We start from the raw sequence: 13,020 nt of genomic DNA, 5'->3' as shown, positions 1-13,020 counted from the left end.
CAAATATACGGAAATAAAAAAACCACTCCGAAGAGTGGTTTAGAATTTACTAGATATAAGTACTATTTTTTAATTATAGTTCCCACCAGAATTTTGATGTATTCTTATCTACTGCTGGTACTAATCTAGAAACAGCTTCATTATACTTTGTAGTATTGTAATTAGCTTCTTCTATTGGGTAAGGGATTCTTGTTGGAATTACTCCACCGTTGATTGCACTTGTTGCAGGAGTTAGTACTGGGAATCCTGTTCTTCTCCACTCAGACCATGCATCATGTCCATTGTTGAATAAGGTTACCCATTTTTCTTCAGCTATTACTTTCAGAGGATTTGCGCCCATATCAGCAATTCTCGCTGCAGCATAGGCTGCTGCGTTACCACTGATCGCAGAACCATAACGTGTATCTAGTGATTGATAACTTCTGGTGATACCCAAAGTAAACATAGTTGAAACGACTTCAGCAGTCCAACCACGTTGAGCAGCTTCAGCTCTGTTCAAATATGTTTGTGCAGCAGTCATGAGAGCCATCGGTGCATCTGAACCTTTAAACTTGGTAGTCATTTGCGCAGCATTGGCACTATTGTCCAAATTAGCTGCTTCTAAGTCTGTTTGCGTATATCCGTACGCAAGTCCTGTACCAGTGTTTCCTCCAGTACTATAAACACTCAATCTCGTATCCAAAGTGTGATTACTTGTCTTGTTAAAGGAATTAGCAGCTCCTTTTAAGGATTCTGTAAATTCTCTTGAAAGATAATAATCTGCAGCTCTAAATGTATTTAAGGGATTAGAAATATTATTAGCAGCAGAATATGTGAAGAATGCTTCATCCGCTACGTTCTCTATTACACCTGCCGAGTTAGTTAACGCTTCGTTGAAAGTTAATGCAGCGAACTCACCAGCATTCGGGTATTTCTTACTTAGTTGCAATGCCGCTTGTAGGAGTACCGAGTTAGCTAATTTCTTCCACTTAGTTACATCACCTTGATAAAGGATATCCCCTCCAGGTTTTGTTGTTGCTGCATTTAGCATATCTCTTCCTGCCTTCAGTTCCAAAATCAATGCTTTGTAAACAGATTCCTGAGTATCAAACTTTGGAGTCTTTATATTTTCTCCAATTTTTCCTGCTTCTGTATATGGAATATCTCCATAGGTATCAGTAATCCTTTTATATATAATTGATCTAAATATTTTAGATACTCCAATCATATTTACAGCACTACCCTGATTTGTCATAACAAGCGTCGGACTATTTGAATAGTCTTTTATTATCTTGTCTAAGTTAATAATTTGGTTAGCGTAGTACCTTCCCCATGCACCTGGTTCAAAACCATAAAGTTGCTGGGTTGTATACACAGCTTGAGATTGATGCTGTACGTATAATTGGGGATTCATCAAGTATGAACCACCCCCATTTTGAGAGAAACTCACAATGGAGCCTGCCATCAATGCGGAATAACTTGCTTCATACTGCCCAAACTTATCTTTGTTCAAGTCACCGAAGTCCTCATCTCGACAAGAGCTCAGTGATCCAAAAGCGACAAGTGTTATAAGTATTATTTTTAATTTTTTCATTATCTTATTTATTAAATCGTTTAAAAGTTAATTTTAACATTTACACCATAACCTTTAGTAGATGGTAATTGTCCATCTTCACCATATGATTGTGACATTTCTGATGGATCCTGTCTGTGAGTGTTATCTTTGGATACTGCTATTAACCATGGGTTTCTAGCGGTTAGACCAACAGATAAACCTTGGATACTGGTTCCTGTAAATATTGCTTTTGGTAGCGTGTATGATAATCCGACTTCACGAAGTTTGATATAACTTGCATCGTGGATATATGGTTCTGCTAATCTATTCCCGTGAAATTGGGTGAAGTAATCTTGAGCTCCTACATAGGTATCCACTGCAGCACCAGTAGCATCTACGCCTACCACATGAACTCCTCCTCCTGCAGCTACGTCATCTCGTACACTGAATCCTCTGTCATTCATTGCTGCTGTTGCTTCTAGTAAACCACCTGAATTACCCCATTGTTCTGACAGGGAGAAAAATTTACCACCTTTCTGGAAATCGATACTTGCTGCTAATGTAACTCCTTTATAGCTTACGGCATTGTACCATCCACCTGTGAATTTTGGTAAAATACTTCCGAAGTTTACATTTGTTTGGAATTCATATAGTCCGGTCGTAGCATCAATTACTTTATTTCCAGCACCGTCATATAAGAATCCGTTTCCTACTAATTGTCCCCATTCCATTCCTTCTTTTTGAATAACGGAAACATACCCAAATGCTGGTTGGAAGCCATAATTAATATTATCTAAACCTTCAGCAACTCTTACAATTGTAGATTTGTTTTGGGCAAAGTTAAGCGAAGTTGTCCAGTTTAATCCATCTGAATTTCTTAATACGTCTCCAGAAAGAGATAATTCCACTCCTTTTCTTTGAGCATCTCCAGAATTTAAGAAATAACTTAAAGCTCCACTGGAAGATGGTAATGTTACAGGAATTGGCTCATCATTTCTTTTTTCTTTATAATAGGTCCCAGATAAGGTTACTCTATTTTTAAGGAATTTGATGTCAGCTCCAACTTCGAAGTTTTCATTAATTGCAGGTTTCAGATTAGGGTCAACATATCTGGTCGGTTGCAAAGCCATTTGATAAGATTGAGTACCCACCAGTAATGGTTTATCGTAGAAGAAATACTGCGGATTTGTTTGTCTTGCGGAAATATCACTCGCAATTTGTGCAATACCAGCTCTTAGTTTAAAATAAGTGATGTAATCATTTTTCTCAATCAAATTATGCAATAAGATACTTGTTCCTAACGAGTAGGTGAGGAATGAATTCTGATTGTTCAAATAAGCAGAGTTGATATCATTTCTTACGGAAGCATCAACATAAACATAGTCATTATAACCTACTGATACGTTACCAAATAAAGATTTGTAAGTCTTGCCGTAATTATAAGCATCGGGAACAGGTGCTATATTTGCATTTTTAAATGAATACACATCTGGAGTTAACAAGAATTGTGTTTTACCAAATACATCCATCGTGTTTGAAACACCTGACCAACGTTGTTTGGTAACATTACCTCCTACAAATGAATTCACATCAAATGACCCGAATTTTTTCGCATAACTTAATCGACCTTCATACTGATCCTCTGTATAGTCAGAATCGCTAACACCAAATCCGTTCAGATAATCCATATAACCACCTTCCATTCCACTCGCGCTTTTGGTTAGTGAGGTAGGCATGTAATAGCTATTTTGTGAGATGTTGTTAACTCTTGAAAACGATGCTCTAGCAGTTAAATCATCAGTGATTTTATAGGTAGGAGCAACGGAGAACATTAAAGTTTTTCTATCATTAAAATTTTGGAATCTCTCCATATAGGTAAATGGATTGTACCAAAATCCAGGTTTTTTTCTATACTGTAAGGAAGGACTCGCATTGATGTTAAGGTAATCTGGTCCCCACCAGTTCCAAGATGCATGATGACCGAAAGGCGTTTCAAGATCTTTTAGTTCTTTCAGTTTGTTAACATCCAAATCTCTACCGAACCACTGATTAAATGATCCAGAAGTCTGGTTGGAATAACCATCATCAAAATCACCAGTTGTTCGTCCTTGAGAGAAGTTCATCACTGCTTCAATATTTAATTTGTCATTAAATTTATAGTTAGCATTTGTGTTAAAATAATTTCTTTTAAGTTCAGTATATGGTGTAATACCATTCTGCATTAAATTAGTAAATGAAACTCTTCCGGTAAAATCATTCGTTCCGCCCGAAACTGAAACTGAGTTTTTCGAAGTTAAAGCACTATCGTAGAAATCTTTTACGTTATTTGGTTGAGCATTCCATTTTGCAGTTTGTCCGAAATATGGACTGTCTTTCCAAAATGCATACCATGGTAAATAATCTTGGCCATCAAACTTTGCCCCCCAAGATTCGTCAGCAAGATAATTTTGACCTTTTTTATATCTTAATCCTTGTAAAGAGGCCCATTCTGCTGGGTGTCTAGCTGGATTGAAGTTAAACGTTCCGAAAGAGTTTTGACCATCATAACCCTGGCCATATTCATTCTGAAATTTCATTGTTCTCGCAACGAAATCTATATTGGTAGTGCTATTCAGTTCAATATTAAGTCTGTTTTTTGCTCCTTTTTTAAGAGTCATAACTACTACTCCATATTGAGCTCTCTGACCATAAAGAGCGGTAGCATTAGGTCCTTTCAGTACGTTAACAGACTCCAAGTTGTCCATGTCAACTGTATTTGGATCTACAATTACTCCATCTAAAACATAGATAGGATCTGCGTCTGATAGCATGGATACTGCACCTCTAATCCTAAGCTTACCAGTTTCTCCAAGTTTTGATCCTGCTTGTCCGTTTAATTGAACACCGGATACTTTTCCTACAATTGCATTTTTAACGTCTACGTTTTGGGTAACGTTCAATTCTTCAGATTTTATAACCTGAGTAGCAAAAGGAAGAGATTTTTCATCTCTTTTAATACCTAAGGCTGTTACTACTACGCCTTCGATATCTTGCACTCTAGCAGTGTCTTTCTTCTGTGCATCTACCATAGCAAATGACGCAGTTAAAACTACAGCTAAAACGCTTGTTGTTAGTTTCTTCATATCAAATTAATTTTTTCATTAAGGCAAAAGTGCAAACTTTTATTAAGATGACCAAATTATTTGTTAAGAAATTCTTAATAATTTTGTATTTTTACTATCGTAACATTCAAATAATTACAGAAAAGGTATTACAATGAAACTATTGAATAGTTGGTCTAATAGATTTGTAGAAGCGGGTTGCGACGAAGTTGGTCGCGGATGTCTGTGTGGTCCCGTTGTAGCAGCATCGGTTATACTCGATAAAAACTTTAACCAAAATTTGGTTAACGATTCAAAAAAATTAACATTTAAAACCCGTTTGCAGTTAGACTCCTATATTAAGGAAAACGTTAAGGAATTTGCGATTGCTGAACTTTCTCCAAGTTTTATTGATCAGCATAATATCTTAAATGCCAGTATTCAGGCAATGCATGATGCATTACGTCAGCTTACTATTCGACCGGAATTAATTCTTGTCGATGGAAACCGATTTAAACCTTACGATTTTACTCCGCATCAGTGTATTGTAAAAGGTGACGAAAAATTCCTTTCGATTGCGTGTGCTTCTATTTTAGCAAAAAATTATAGAGATCGCTTAATGATTAAATTGCATGATAATTTTCCTGAATATGGGTGGAATACTAATATGGGATATGGTACAAAGCAACACAGAGAAGCTTTGAATAAATATGGACCCACCGTTCATCACCGACAGTCATTTCGGTTGGATTATTCGGAAGATAAGAACGATACTAAAAATTGTAGCAAATAATCATTTAAGAATCTAAATTAAAAAAGACGGAAGATATGCTCTCCCGTCTTTAATACTCTTGATAAATATAGTGTTTTTATTTTTTCTTTCCAGTCTGCTGTTGCGCTTTTTGCTGCTCTTGCGCTTTGTCCATCATTTCACGCATTCTCTTCTGGAATTTCCCCTCTTTCTTTGGCTCTTTTTGCTTGTTAGCTTGTATTTGAGCATGAATTTTCTTTTCATCTAAAATCCAGTATTTGATCACCAAAATAATTAAGATGTTAATTGCATTGGATACGAAATAATACCAAGAAAGTCCTGATGCTGAGGTATTTAAGAAAAACAAGAACGTAATCGGGAAGATATACATAATGACTTTCATATTTGGCATTCCTTCTTGAGTAGGTTGCTGAATATTACCTGCAGTCATAATGGTATAAATTAAAATAACTACCGTACATGCGATTGCGAAAATACTTAAATGGTCACCAAGTAATGGAACATGAAAAGGTAGTTTAATCACATCATCATACGCAGTTAAATCTTTGGCAAACCAAAAACTTTTTCCGCGCAGATCAATCATATTCGGGAAGAATCGGAAGAGCGCATAGAAAATTGGGACCTGCAATAACCCTGGGAGACAGCCTGCCATTTGATTTACACCAGCCTTTCGGTAAACTGCCATAGTTTCCTGTTGCTTTTTCATCGCATCGGCACCTTTGTATTTGGCGTTTACTTCATCAATTTCTGGACGAATAACTCTCATCATCGCACTCAGCTTATGCTGTTTAAACATTACCGGCGATAAAATAATTTTCACGATGATTGTCATTAAAAAGATAACCCATCCTGCAGCAATTCCCCACCCTGAAATCAAGTTGTACATAGGTATGAAAAACCATCTGTTCAAAGTTCCGATAAATGACCAACCTAAAGGAAGTAATTCATCGAAATTTTTATCGTAAGATTTCAACAAGGGTAAATCTAATGGCATAAAGTACCATTTGAAGTTTTGGTTCAATTCATTTCCAACTAAATCAACCTGACCGTTAAAATTGAATTTTTTCACAAATTCTCCTTCATCAATCATATCTTGTGAACCATGAGAGTTTTTGAAGCCATTTTGTGGTTCAATTACCATAGAGAAAAACTGCTGTTTAATCGCTAACCAGTTTAGTGTTTCTTTTGGTTCTTCCATGGTTGTTCTTCCATCGTAATCAAAACTTTGATAATTATCAAACGTATAGTTAAACTCGGTATGGGTTTGCTCTTGAGAACGGCCCTTTTCCATTTGTCTCGCACTGAAATCCCAAACGAAATCCGCTTTAGAATCAGACACCACCTGAGATAATCCGTGTGTTTTTACATTAAAGTCAATGGTGTATTTATCCAGTAATGTATAGATAAACTGAATAGTTGCGCCATTTACATTAGCTTGCATCGTTACCGAATTCCCGCTCTGAGTAGGTGCGAAAACTAAATCTTTAGTGTTAAAAACTTTTCCAGTTTTATCCTTGAACTGGAATCCATAAGTGGAGTTGTTTTTATCAAAAAGTAATAATTTTTTATCGTTAATATCGCTTGCTTTATTGTAAGCTTTGTATTCGTTCAGTTCAACAGTAGAAAGTTGGCCGCCCAAAGAAGAAATTGCAACCGTCAATTCTTTGTTCTTTAATTCTACTTTCTGAATAGAATTTACCTGAACGCTGTCATTTAGATTGGTTACCATCGCAGGTTTTGTAGTGTTTTCTGCTGGCTTTTGCGCTACTTGTGTTTTATCTGCATTACCATTCGCTTGTTGTTCAACTTTTTGTTTGCTTTGGAAATAAAACATAAAGCCAACTAGCATCATCGTAAATAGTACGAAAATGATTAATTGGTTTTTATCTAAACCGTTGTTTTGCTGCATTTTAATTTATTTGAAATTTTAATTTCAAGGTTTTTAATTTTGTAAATCTTTACCTTTTAATTTTGGGTGACAAAAATACTGAAATTTTTGGCAATGAAGAATTTTTTCACCCTTCATTTAAAAAGGAAAGAGATAAAAAACATTTCGTCTTTTACCTCCTTCTTTTTAATTTTTAGTAGATGCTTTAATTAATGCTTTAAATAAAGGATGTGGTGAAGCAACTGTGCTTTTATATTCAGGATGATATTGTACTCCTATATAAAAAGGATGGTCTTTTAATTCCAAAGTTTCAACAAGATCAGTTTCTGGATTAAAGCCGGTTGGGACTAATCCATTCTTCTCAAATTCTGATCTGAACTCGGAATTGAATTCATAACGATGACGGTGCCTTTCTGAAATATTTTTGGTACCGTAAATATCATTCAAGTTGGAGCCTGCTTTCAAAGTGCATTTCCAAGCGCCCAATCTCATAGTGCCACCTTTTTCAACTACATTCTTCTGCTCTTCCATTAAAGAAATTACCGGTTCTGGAGTCGAAGTGTCAAATTCCATGGAATTTGCTTTTTTATAACCTAAGACATTTCTGGCGAATTCAATGGTCATTATTTGCATTCCCAGACAGATTCCTAAAAGTGGAATATTGTTTTCTCTCGCGTATTTAGCTGATAAAACTTTCCCTTCAATTCCTCGATCACCAAATCCAGGAGCAATGAGCATTCCATCAACTCCTGCAAAGGTCTCTGCGATATTGCTTTCATCAATTTCTCCACTGTAAACCCATCTTACTTTAACTTCAGTTTCCAAATCAGCACCGGCGTGAATAAAAGCTTCTGCAATAGATTTATAAGAATCCTGTAATGAAACATATTTACCAACCAAAGCAATTTCTACTTTTTTCTTCGGGTTTTTATATTTTTTAAGGAAGGTTTTCCAGTCTTTTAAATCAGCTTGTTTGTCAGATTTTAAATTCAATTCCTTTAAAACAACATCATCGAAATCCTGTTTTTGCAAGTAAAGAGGAACTTCATAAATGGTTTCCAGATCTTTACATTCGATTACGTTTTCTAAAGCTACATTACAGAATTGCGCCAATTTCATTCTTTGTTCTTTCGGAATAACGTGCTCTGTTCTACAAACTAAAACATCAGCTTGAATCCCGGATTCCATTAATTGACGAACAGAATGTTGAGAAGGTTTGGTTTTTAATTCACCACTAGAGGCAAGGTAAGGAAGTAATGTTAGGTGAATCACCATAGAATTATGTTCGCCCAATTCCCATTTCAATTGGCGAACACTCTCTATATAAGGAAGCGATTCTATGTCGCCCACAGTTCCACCGATTTCGGTGATGATGATATCGTAATTTTGTTTCGCCAACATTTTGATGCGACGCTTGATTTCATTGGTAATATGAGGAATCACCTGAACGGTTTTTCCCAAGAAATCTCCTTTTCTTTCTTTTTCAATAACAGTTTGGTAGATTTTACCAGTCGTTACATTATTATTCTGGGAAGTATTGGAATTTAGGAATCTTTCGTAATGACCAAGATCCAAATCGGTTTCTGCACCGTCTTCAGTCACGTAACATTCGCCGTGTTCATAGGGATTTAGAGTTCCCGGGTCGATATTGATATAGGGGTCAAGTTTCTGGATTGTGACATTGAATCCTCTCGATTTTAGCAGTAAGCCAAGTGACGCAGAGACGATTCCTTTGCCTAAAGAAGAAGTTACACCACCGGTTACGAAGATGTATTTCGTATTCTTTTTACTCATTAGTTTAGGTTTGTGCAAAGTTAATGGATTTTGAAAGATGGCGCAAATAAAGGTGAACTAAAATTTTCAAGATTCAGGAACACGCTTGCAGTTGATCCTGAGTTGCTGAAGCACTGCATCTTTTTCAATTCTTTATTCGCAAAAAAGAATTTTATTTAAATCAGAAGTGGTATAAATTGAAGGTACAGATTTTATATTTAATTTGTGTTTACAGGCCGAGGAAAGTGCACTCTGGTAGAATAGTGTAAAATCTTTTAACAACGGTATGTTACTTTTAGCCTTTGAAGAGAAGATTTTATAGACCCTTCTTTTTTAATCTTTTAGATAAATAGTGCAGGTCAGTTTATTGTATCTTTCGTAGTTTAAATGAAATTCAGCATGTTCACTCGTAATTAATCCTTTCTCAATATTTCATAAACATTTTATATAGTTTCTAATAAAATTCCTAGATTTGAGTACGATAAAAAAACACTTTAATGATTTCCGTTTACCAGTTAAAACCCAAATTTCAGCAACTTCTTAATCCGGTTCTTCTCTTTTTGCACAAGCGGAAAGTAACCGCTAATCAAATTACGATCGCTTCAATTATATTGTCCATGATCATTGGAATATTATTTTGGAATGCCGATTCCTACAATTGGTTTTTTCTAAGCTTACCGATCGGCCTTTTATTGAGAATGGCTTTAAACGCGTTGGATGGAATGATGGCTCGTAAATTTAATCAAATGAGCAAGTTGGGAGAAGTCCTAAATGAAGTAGGCGATATCGTTTCTGATGTCATTATCTTTTTTCCGTTATTGAAGTTTCAACCGGACAGTCTTTATTTAGTCGTTGCTTTTATTGTGCTGAGTGTCATAAATGAATTTTCAGGATTATTGGGTAAAGTAATAGGAGAAGACCGCCGCTATGAGGGACCGATGGGTAAAAGTGATCGCGCTCTTCTTTTAGGGGTTTATGGTATTGTGACATTCATTGGAGTCCATATTTCCAGTTATTCAAATTATATTTTTGGAGCAGTTATTTTGCTGTTGCTAATCAGTACTTTTACGAGACTTAAGAAAGCGCTGAATGAAGCTTGAAAATAATATTTCTGATAACAAGTTTGCAGATGTTCCGCTTCGGATCAAAACCTGGATGTTTATCATTCTGGCTTTTGCGTTAGGGATTTCCCATCCGATCGCTATGAAAATTTTCGTTTCCTGGATAGGATTTCAGGTCTTTTTTGAGTTTTTGAGAATGTTTAAAATTCAACGGTATAAAGTGGTCGTTTCCGTAATTTTGGCTATCGTTCAATTCCTGTTATTGTATTTATTTAATTTTGAAAATTACCTTCTTTATGCTATGTCGTTCGCATTGGCCGTTGTTTTATTTTTCTTATCTATAAAAGTTTCCGCGAAGCAGATGACAGGAATTAGCATTGGTTTAGTAATCGCGCTTTTCATTTTTCCTCATTTGGCATTGGTAAGAGAGACGGTTTTTGGTGTAAAAGCACTTATTTTCCTGGTAGTAATTACCGAGGTCAACGATGTCTTTCAGTATTTAATGGGTAAATTCTTTGGGAAACATAAAATCACGCCGAAGATCAGTCCGAACAAGACCTGGGAAGGGTTTGTTGGTGGAGTTCTACTTACGATGCTATTAAGTACAATTTTGGGATATTTCCTTTTACCATCGCATATTTTAATTAATATCATTTTAGGATTAATTCTGGGGATTTCAGGGTTTTTTGGAGATGTGTTGATGTCTTTCCTAAAAAGAAAAACGAATATAAAAGACACGGGAAATCTTCTTCCAGGACATGGAGGTTTGCTCGATAGGATGGATAGTCTGATTTTTAATGCGCCCATCTTTTTTTGGATTTTACCTTTACTTCTTAATAATTGAAATCATGGAGACTCCATTTAATAATGCTTTTATTTTATCCGGTGGTGGCACAAGGCTCATGGTTTATCTGGGAATGTTTGCAGCGTTGGAGAAATTAAATCGAAAACCAGATGTTTTAATTGCAACTTGTGGTGGAGCTTTCGCTGCAACAGTCATTAATGCTTTTCCTGACAATGAATCGCGCAAAGAATATTTGAAGTCGCAAGACTATTTTAATTTTGTAACAAAAGTTCAACTGACGACGGAGAACAAACTTTCTAGAATTGGACTTCTTTCTCTGCGTAAAATTCGGGAAAAGAGAAATGCTCCTTTTATAGAAAATGTCATTGGGAAATATTTGGCGGAAATGAACCAGGATTTATCCAGTCACTTTCCTTATTTGGAAAAGATCAGCTTTTCTAAAGAAATTCCAACGCTGATTATCGGTTCTGAAATACTTTTTGATCCTAAAAATATTGGACAGGAAAGAAATCATCGAAAGCTATATCAAAAAGTAATTTTTACAGATTCGATGACAGCGCGTAAAATTGATCTAAAAAAATTAGGTTTATCATCTGAAAATTTTATGAACAGTGCAGTTTCTGCTAACATCAAGGTCAAAACTGATTTATCGATGCTTAACAGTGCTAGAATTTCTGTTTCAGATATGTTTTATGTCGCTCCTGTTTTTCTTGAAGATAAATATTATGCTGGTGGAGCCATCGATTTAATTCCGATCGAATTAGCAAGACATTTAGCGAAGACCGTAATAGTTGAGGAGAAGCAATCCTATACTTTAGTCGAAGAAGCTTTTGTTCGTGCCGTCTTAGGATACAGCGGAAATCAACGATTAGATGAAATTAAATGTCAAAAAGCTGATTTTCAAATTGATACCAGCCATATTAAAACAGAATTGAAAGGACATTACATAAAGAAAACGATCAATTGGAGAAAACTGGAAGTTTCCCTCTCTTTACCAAAATCGTACGGCCAGTTTCGGAAAGACATGGACAGGCAGTGGAATTACGGATTTCAACAAACCATGAACTGTTTTCCAAAAAGAGATATAGATTAAGAATTATTTTGAAATTTTACCTCTACTATTAACGAATGTTTTAAATTATAATGACAGTTTTCATTACAGGCGGCACTTCAGGAATCGGATATTCTTTAGCGAAACATTACAGTTCCACAGGTTGCCGCGTGGGTATTTGTGGTAGAAATGTTACCACAGTTCCGAATAATAAAGAGGTCGACTTACAAGTTTATGAAGCTGATGTTTCAGTCATGTCTTCTGTATTTTTAGCAGTAGAGTCATTTCTAAATGAAAAAGAAGATCTCGATCTTTTTATAAATTGCGCCGGAAGTTACGCAGAAGATGTTGTTGGGCAGATTTCATACGAAGAAGCCGAGCAGATGCTAAAAACGAATATTTTAGGAACCATCAACTGCTTTGAAGTTTCAAGGACCGCAATGAAAAATCAGCAGTCGGGTCAAATTGCAGTGATCGCCTCCGTGTCGGGCATCTTGGATTATGAAAACTCCAGTCTTTATACCAAAACGAAAAGGTCGGTCATTCAAATTGCAGACGCTTACCATCGTGCTTTGAGGCCTTTTGGAATTTGCGTGACTACCGTTGCTCCTGGCTACATCGACACCCCGAAATTGAGAGCGTTAAATAAGGGCGATGTAAGTAAAAAACCATTTCTGATCGATATTGATTCTGCAACTAAAATAATTTCTACCGCTATTAACGATCGGGAAAAACTACTCATTTTCCCTACAAAAATGAAATGGATGATGAAATCCTTATCCTTTCTTCCTTCGTCATTTCTTAACCTCATCATGTATAGAAAAGCCAAATGGATGAAAAACGACTAGGTTTAAAAAAGAAAATAAGAACCTTTATTTTATGTGCCGGCATTTTTGCAGTGGTTTACCATTTTTCGGCGTGGTATACTTCTACCTCAGATTTTGTTCCCTCTTTTGTTTTCAGTTTTGAACCGTACATTCCTTTTATTTCTTGGACAATCGTTCCGTATTTAACAAGCGGGATATTCTTTTGTTCCATCTTTTTCTTCTGTAAGAA

The 13,020-nt window shown here is 35.8% G+C and carries 10 protein-coding genes; 5 read left to right on the top strand and 5 right to left on the bottom strand.

All coding sequences use genetic code 11. The features are described 5' to 3' along the window. Nucleotides 1-73 precede the first annotated feature (73 nt). Both FNJ88_RS04975 and FNJ88_RS04970 read right to left on the bottom strand, forming a co-directional pair. A complete protein-coding gene (locus tag FNJ88_RS04975) occupies nucleotides 74-1,444 on the bottom strand; it encodes a SusD/RagB family nutrient-binding outer membrane lipoprotein (RefSeq protein ID WP_262711475.1) in 1,371 nt (456 codons plus the stop codon). A 149-nt stretch (nucleotides 1,445-1,593) separates the two neighbouring features. Further along, on the bottom strand, nucleotides 1,594-4,656 hold the full coding sequence (locus tag FNJ88_RS04970; protein WP_143852122.1) for a SusC/RagA family TonB-linked outer membrane protein: 3,063 nt from the start codon (nucleotides 4,654-4,656) through the stop codon (nucleotides 1,594-1,596). 133 nt (nucleotides 4,657-4,789) lie between these two features. On the opposite strand from FNJ88_RS04970, the gene FNJ88_RS04965 reads away from it, so the two are divergent. Beyond that, nucleotides 4,790-5,407, top strand: a complete 618-nt coding sequence (locus FNJ88_RS04965) for a ribonuclease HII (RefSeq protein WP_143852121.1) — start codon at nucleotides 4,790-4,792, stop codon at nucleotides 5,405-5,407. A 76-nt stretch (nucleotides 5,408-5,483) separates the two neighbouring features. On the opposite strand, the gene yidC is transcribed toward FNJ88_RS04965, so the two are convergent. Both yidC and FNJ88_RS04955 read right to left on the bottom strand, forming a co-directional pair. Next, a complete protein-coding gene (gene yidC, locus FNJ88_RS04960; protein WP_143852120.1) occupies nucleotides 5,484-7,295 on the bottom strand; it encodes a membrane protein insertase YidC in 1,812 nt (603 codons plus the stop codon). A 165-nt stretch (nucleotides 7,296-7,460) separates the two neighbouring features. Then, nucleotides 7,461-9,068 carry a CTP synthase gene (locus FNJ88_RS04955; protein WP_143852119.1) on the bottom strand — a complete coding sequence of 536 codons (1,608 nt, stop codon included), beginning with the start codon at nucleotides 9,066-9,068 and terminating at the stop codon, nucleotides 7,461-7,463. A gap of 476 nt (nucleotides 9,069-9,544) precedes the next feature. Here FNJ88_RS04955 and FNJ88_RS04950 point away from each other — a divergent pair, with 476 nt between their 5' ends. The 4 genes from FNJ88_RS04950 to FNJ88_RS04935 are packed head-to-tail and all read left to right on the top strand — an operon-like array spanning nucleotide 9,545 to nucleotide 12,812. After that, entirely contained in the window at nucleotides 9,545-10,147 is a 603-nt protein-coding gene (locus FNJ88_RS04950) for a CDP-alcohol phosphatidyltransferase family protein (protein WP_143852118.1), read from the top strand. Further along, nucleotides 10,137-10,952 carry a phosphatidate cytidylyltransferase gene (locus FNJ88_RS04945; RefSeq protein WP_143852117.1) on the top strand — a complete coding sequence of 272 codons (816 nt, stop codon included), beginning with the start codon at nucleotides 10,137-10,139 and terminating at the stop codon, nucleotides 10,950-10,952. Before FNJ88_RS04950 ends, FNJ88_RS04945 begins: the two co-directional genes overlap by 11 nt. A gap of 4 nt (nucleotides 10,953-10,956) precedes the next feature. Next, on the top strand, nucleotides 10,957-12,006 hold the full coding sequence (locus tag FNJ88_RS04940; RefSeq protein WP_143852116.1) for a patatin-like phospholipase family protein: 1,050 nt from the start codon (nucleotides 10,957-10,959) through the stop codon (nucleotides 12,004-12,006). 50 nt (nucleotides 12,007-12,056) lie between these two features. Beyond that, a complete protein-coding gene (locus FNJ88_RS04935) occupies nucleotides 12,057-12,812 on the top strand; it encodes an SDR family NAD(P)-dependent oxidoreductase (RefSeq protein ID WP_143852115.1) in 756 nt (251 codons plus the stop codon). A gap of 55 nt (nucleotides 12,813-12,867) precedes the next feature. On the opposite strand, the gene FNJ88_RS14495 is transcribed toward FNJ88_RS04935, so the two are convergent. Then, nucleotides 12,868-13,002, bottom strand: a complete 135-nt coding sequence (locus tag FNJ88_RS14495; RefSeq protein WP_262711481.1) for a hypothetical protein — start codon at nucleotides 13,000-13,002, stop codon at nucleotides 12,868-12,870. Between the last annotated feature and the right edge of the window lie 18 nt (nucleotides 13,003-13,020).

This window comes from Chryseobacterium sp. SNU WT5, assembly GCF_007362475.1.
In the GTDB taxonomy this organism is placed as follows: Bacteria; Bacteroidota; Bacteroidia; order Flavobacteriales; family Weeksellaceae; genus Kaistella.
The sequence above is the reverse complement of the archived record's forward strand: the minus strand, read 5'-3'. Positions and strand labels throughout refer to the sequence as shown.

Bases quoted from the DNA above. Each gene is read 5' to 3' on its own strand.
- FNJ88_RS04935 (WP_143852115.1), top strand. From the start codon at position 12,057: ATGACAGTTTTCATTACAGGCGGCACTTCAGGAATCGGATATTCTTTA.
- FNJ88_RS04950 (WP_143852118.1), top strand. From the start codon at position 9,545: ATGATTTCCGTTTACCAGTTAAAACCCAAATTTCAGCAACTTCTTAAT.
- FNJ88_RS04955 (WP_143852119.1), bottom strand. From the start codon at position 9,068: ATGAGTAAAAAGAATACGAAATACATCTTCGTAACCGGTGGTGTAACT.
- FNJ88_RS04940 (WP_143852116.1), top strand. From the start codon at position 10,957: ATGGAGACTCCATTTAATAATGCTTTTATTTTATCCGGTGGTGGCACA.
- FNJ88_RS04975 (WP_262711475.1), bottom strand. From the start codon at position 1,444: ATGGCAGGCTCCATTGTGAGTTTCTCTCAAAATGGGGGTGGTTCATAC.
- FNJ88_RS04945 (WP_143852117.1), top strand. From the start codon at position 10,137: ATGAAGCTTGAAAATAATATTTCTGATAACAAGTTTGCAGATGTTCCG.
- FNJ88_RS04965 (WP_143852121.1), top strand. From the start codon at position 4,790: ATGAAACTATTGAATAGTTGGTCTAATAGATTTGTAGAAGCGGGTTGC.
- FNJ88_RS14495 (WP_262711481.1), bottom strand. From the start codon at position 13,002: ATGGAACAAAAGAATATCCCGCTTGTTAAATACGGAACGATTGTCCAA.
- FNJ88_RS04970 (WP_143852122.1), bottom strand. From the start codon at position 4,656: ATGAAGAAACTAACAACAAGCGTTTTAGCTGTAGTTTTAACTGCGTCA.
- yidC (WP_143852120.1), bottom strand. From the start codon at position 7,295: ATGCAGCAAAACAACGGTTTAGATAAAAACCAATTAATCATTTTCGTA.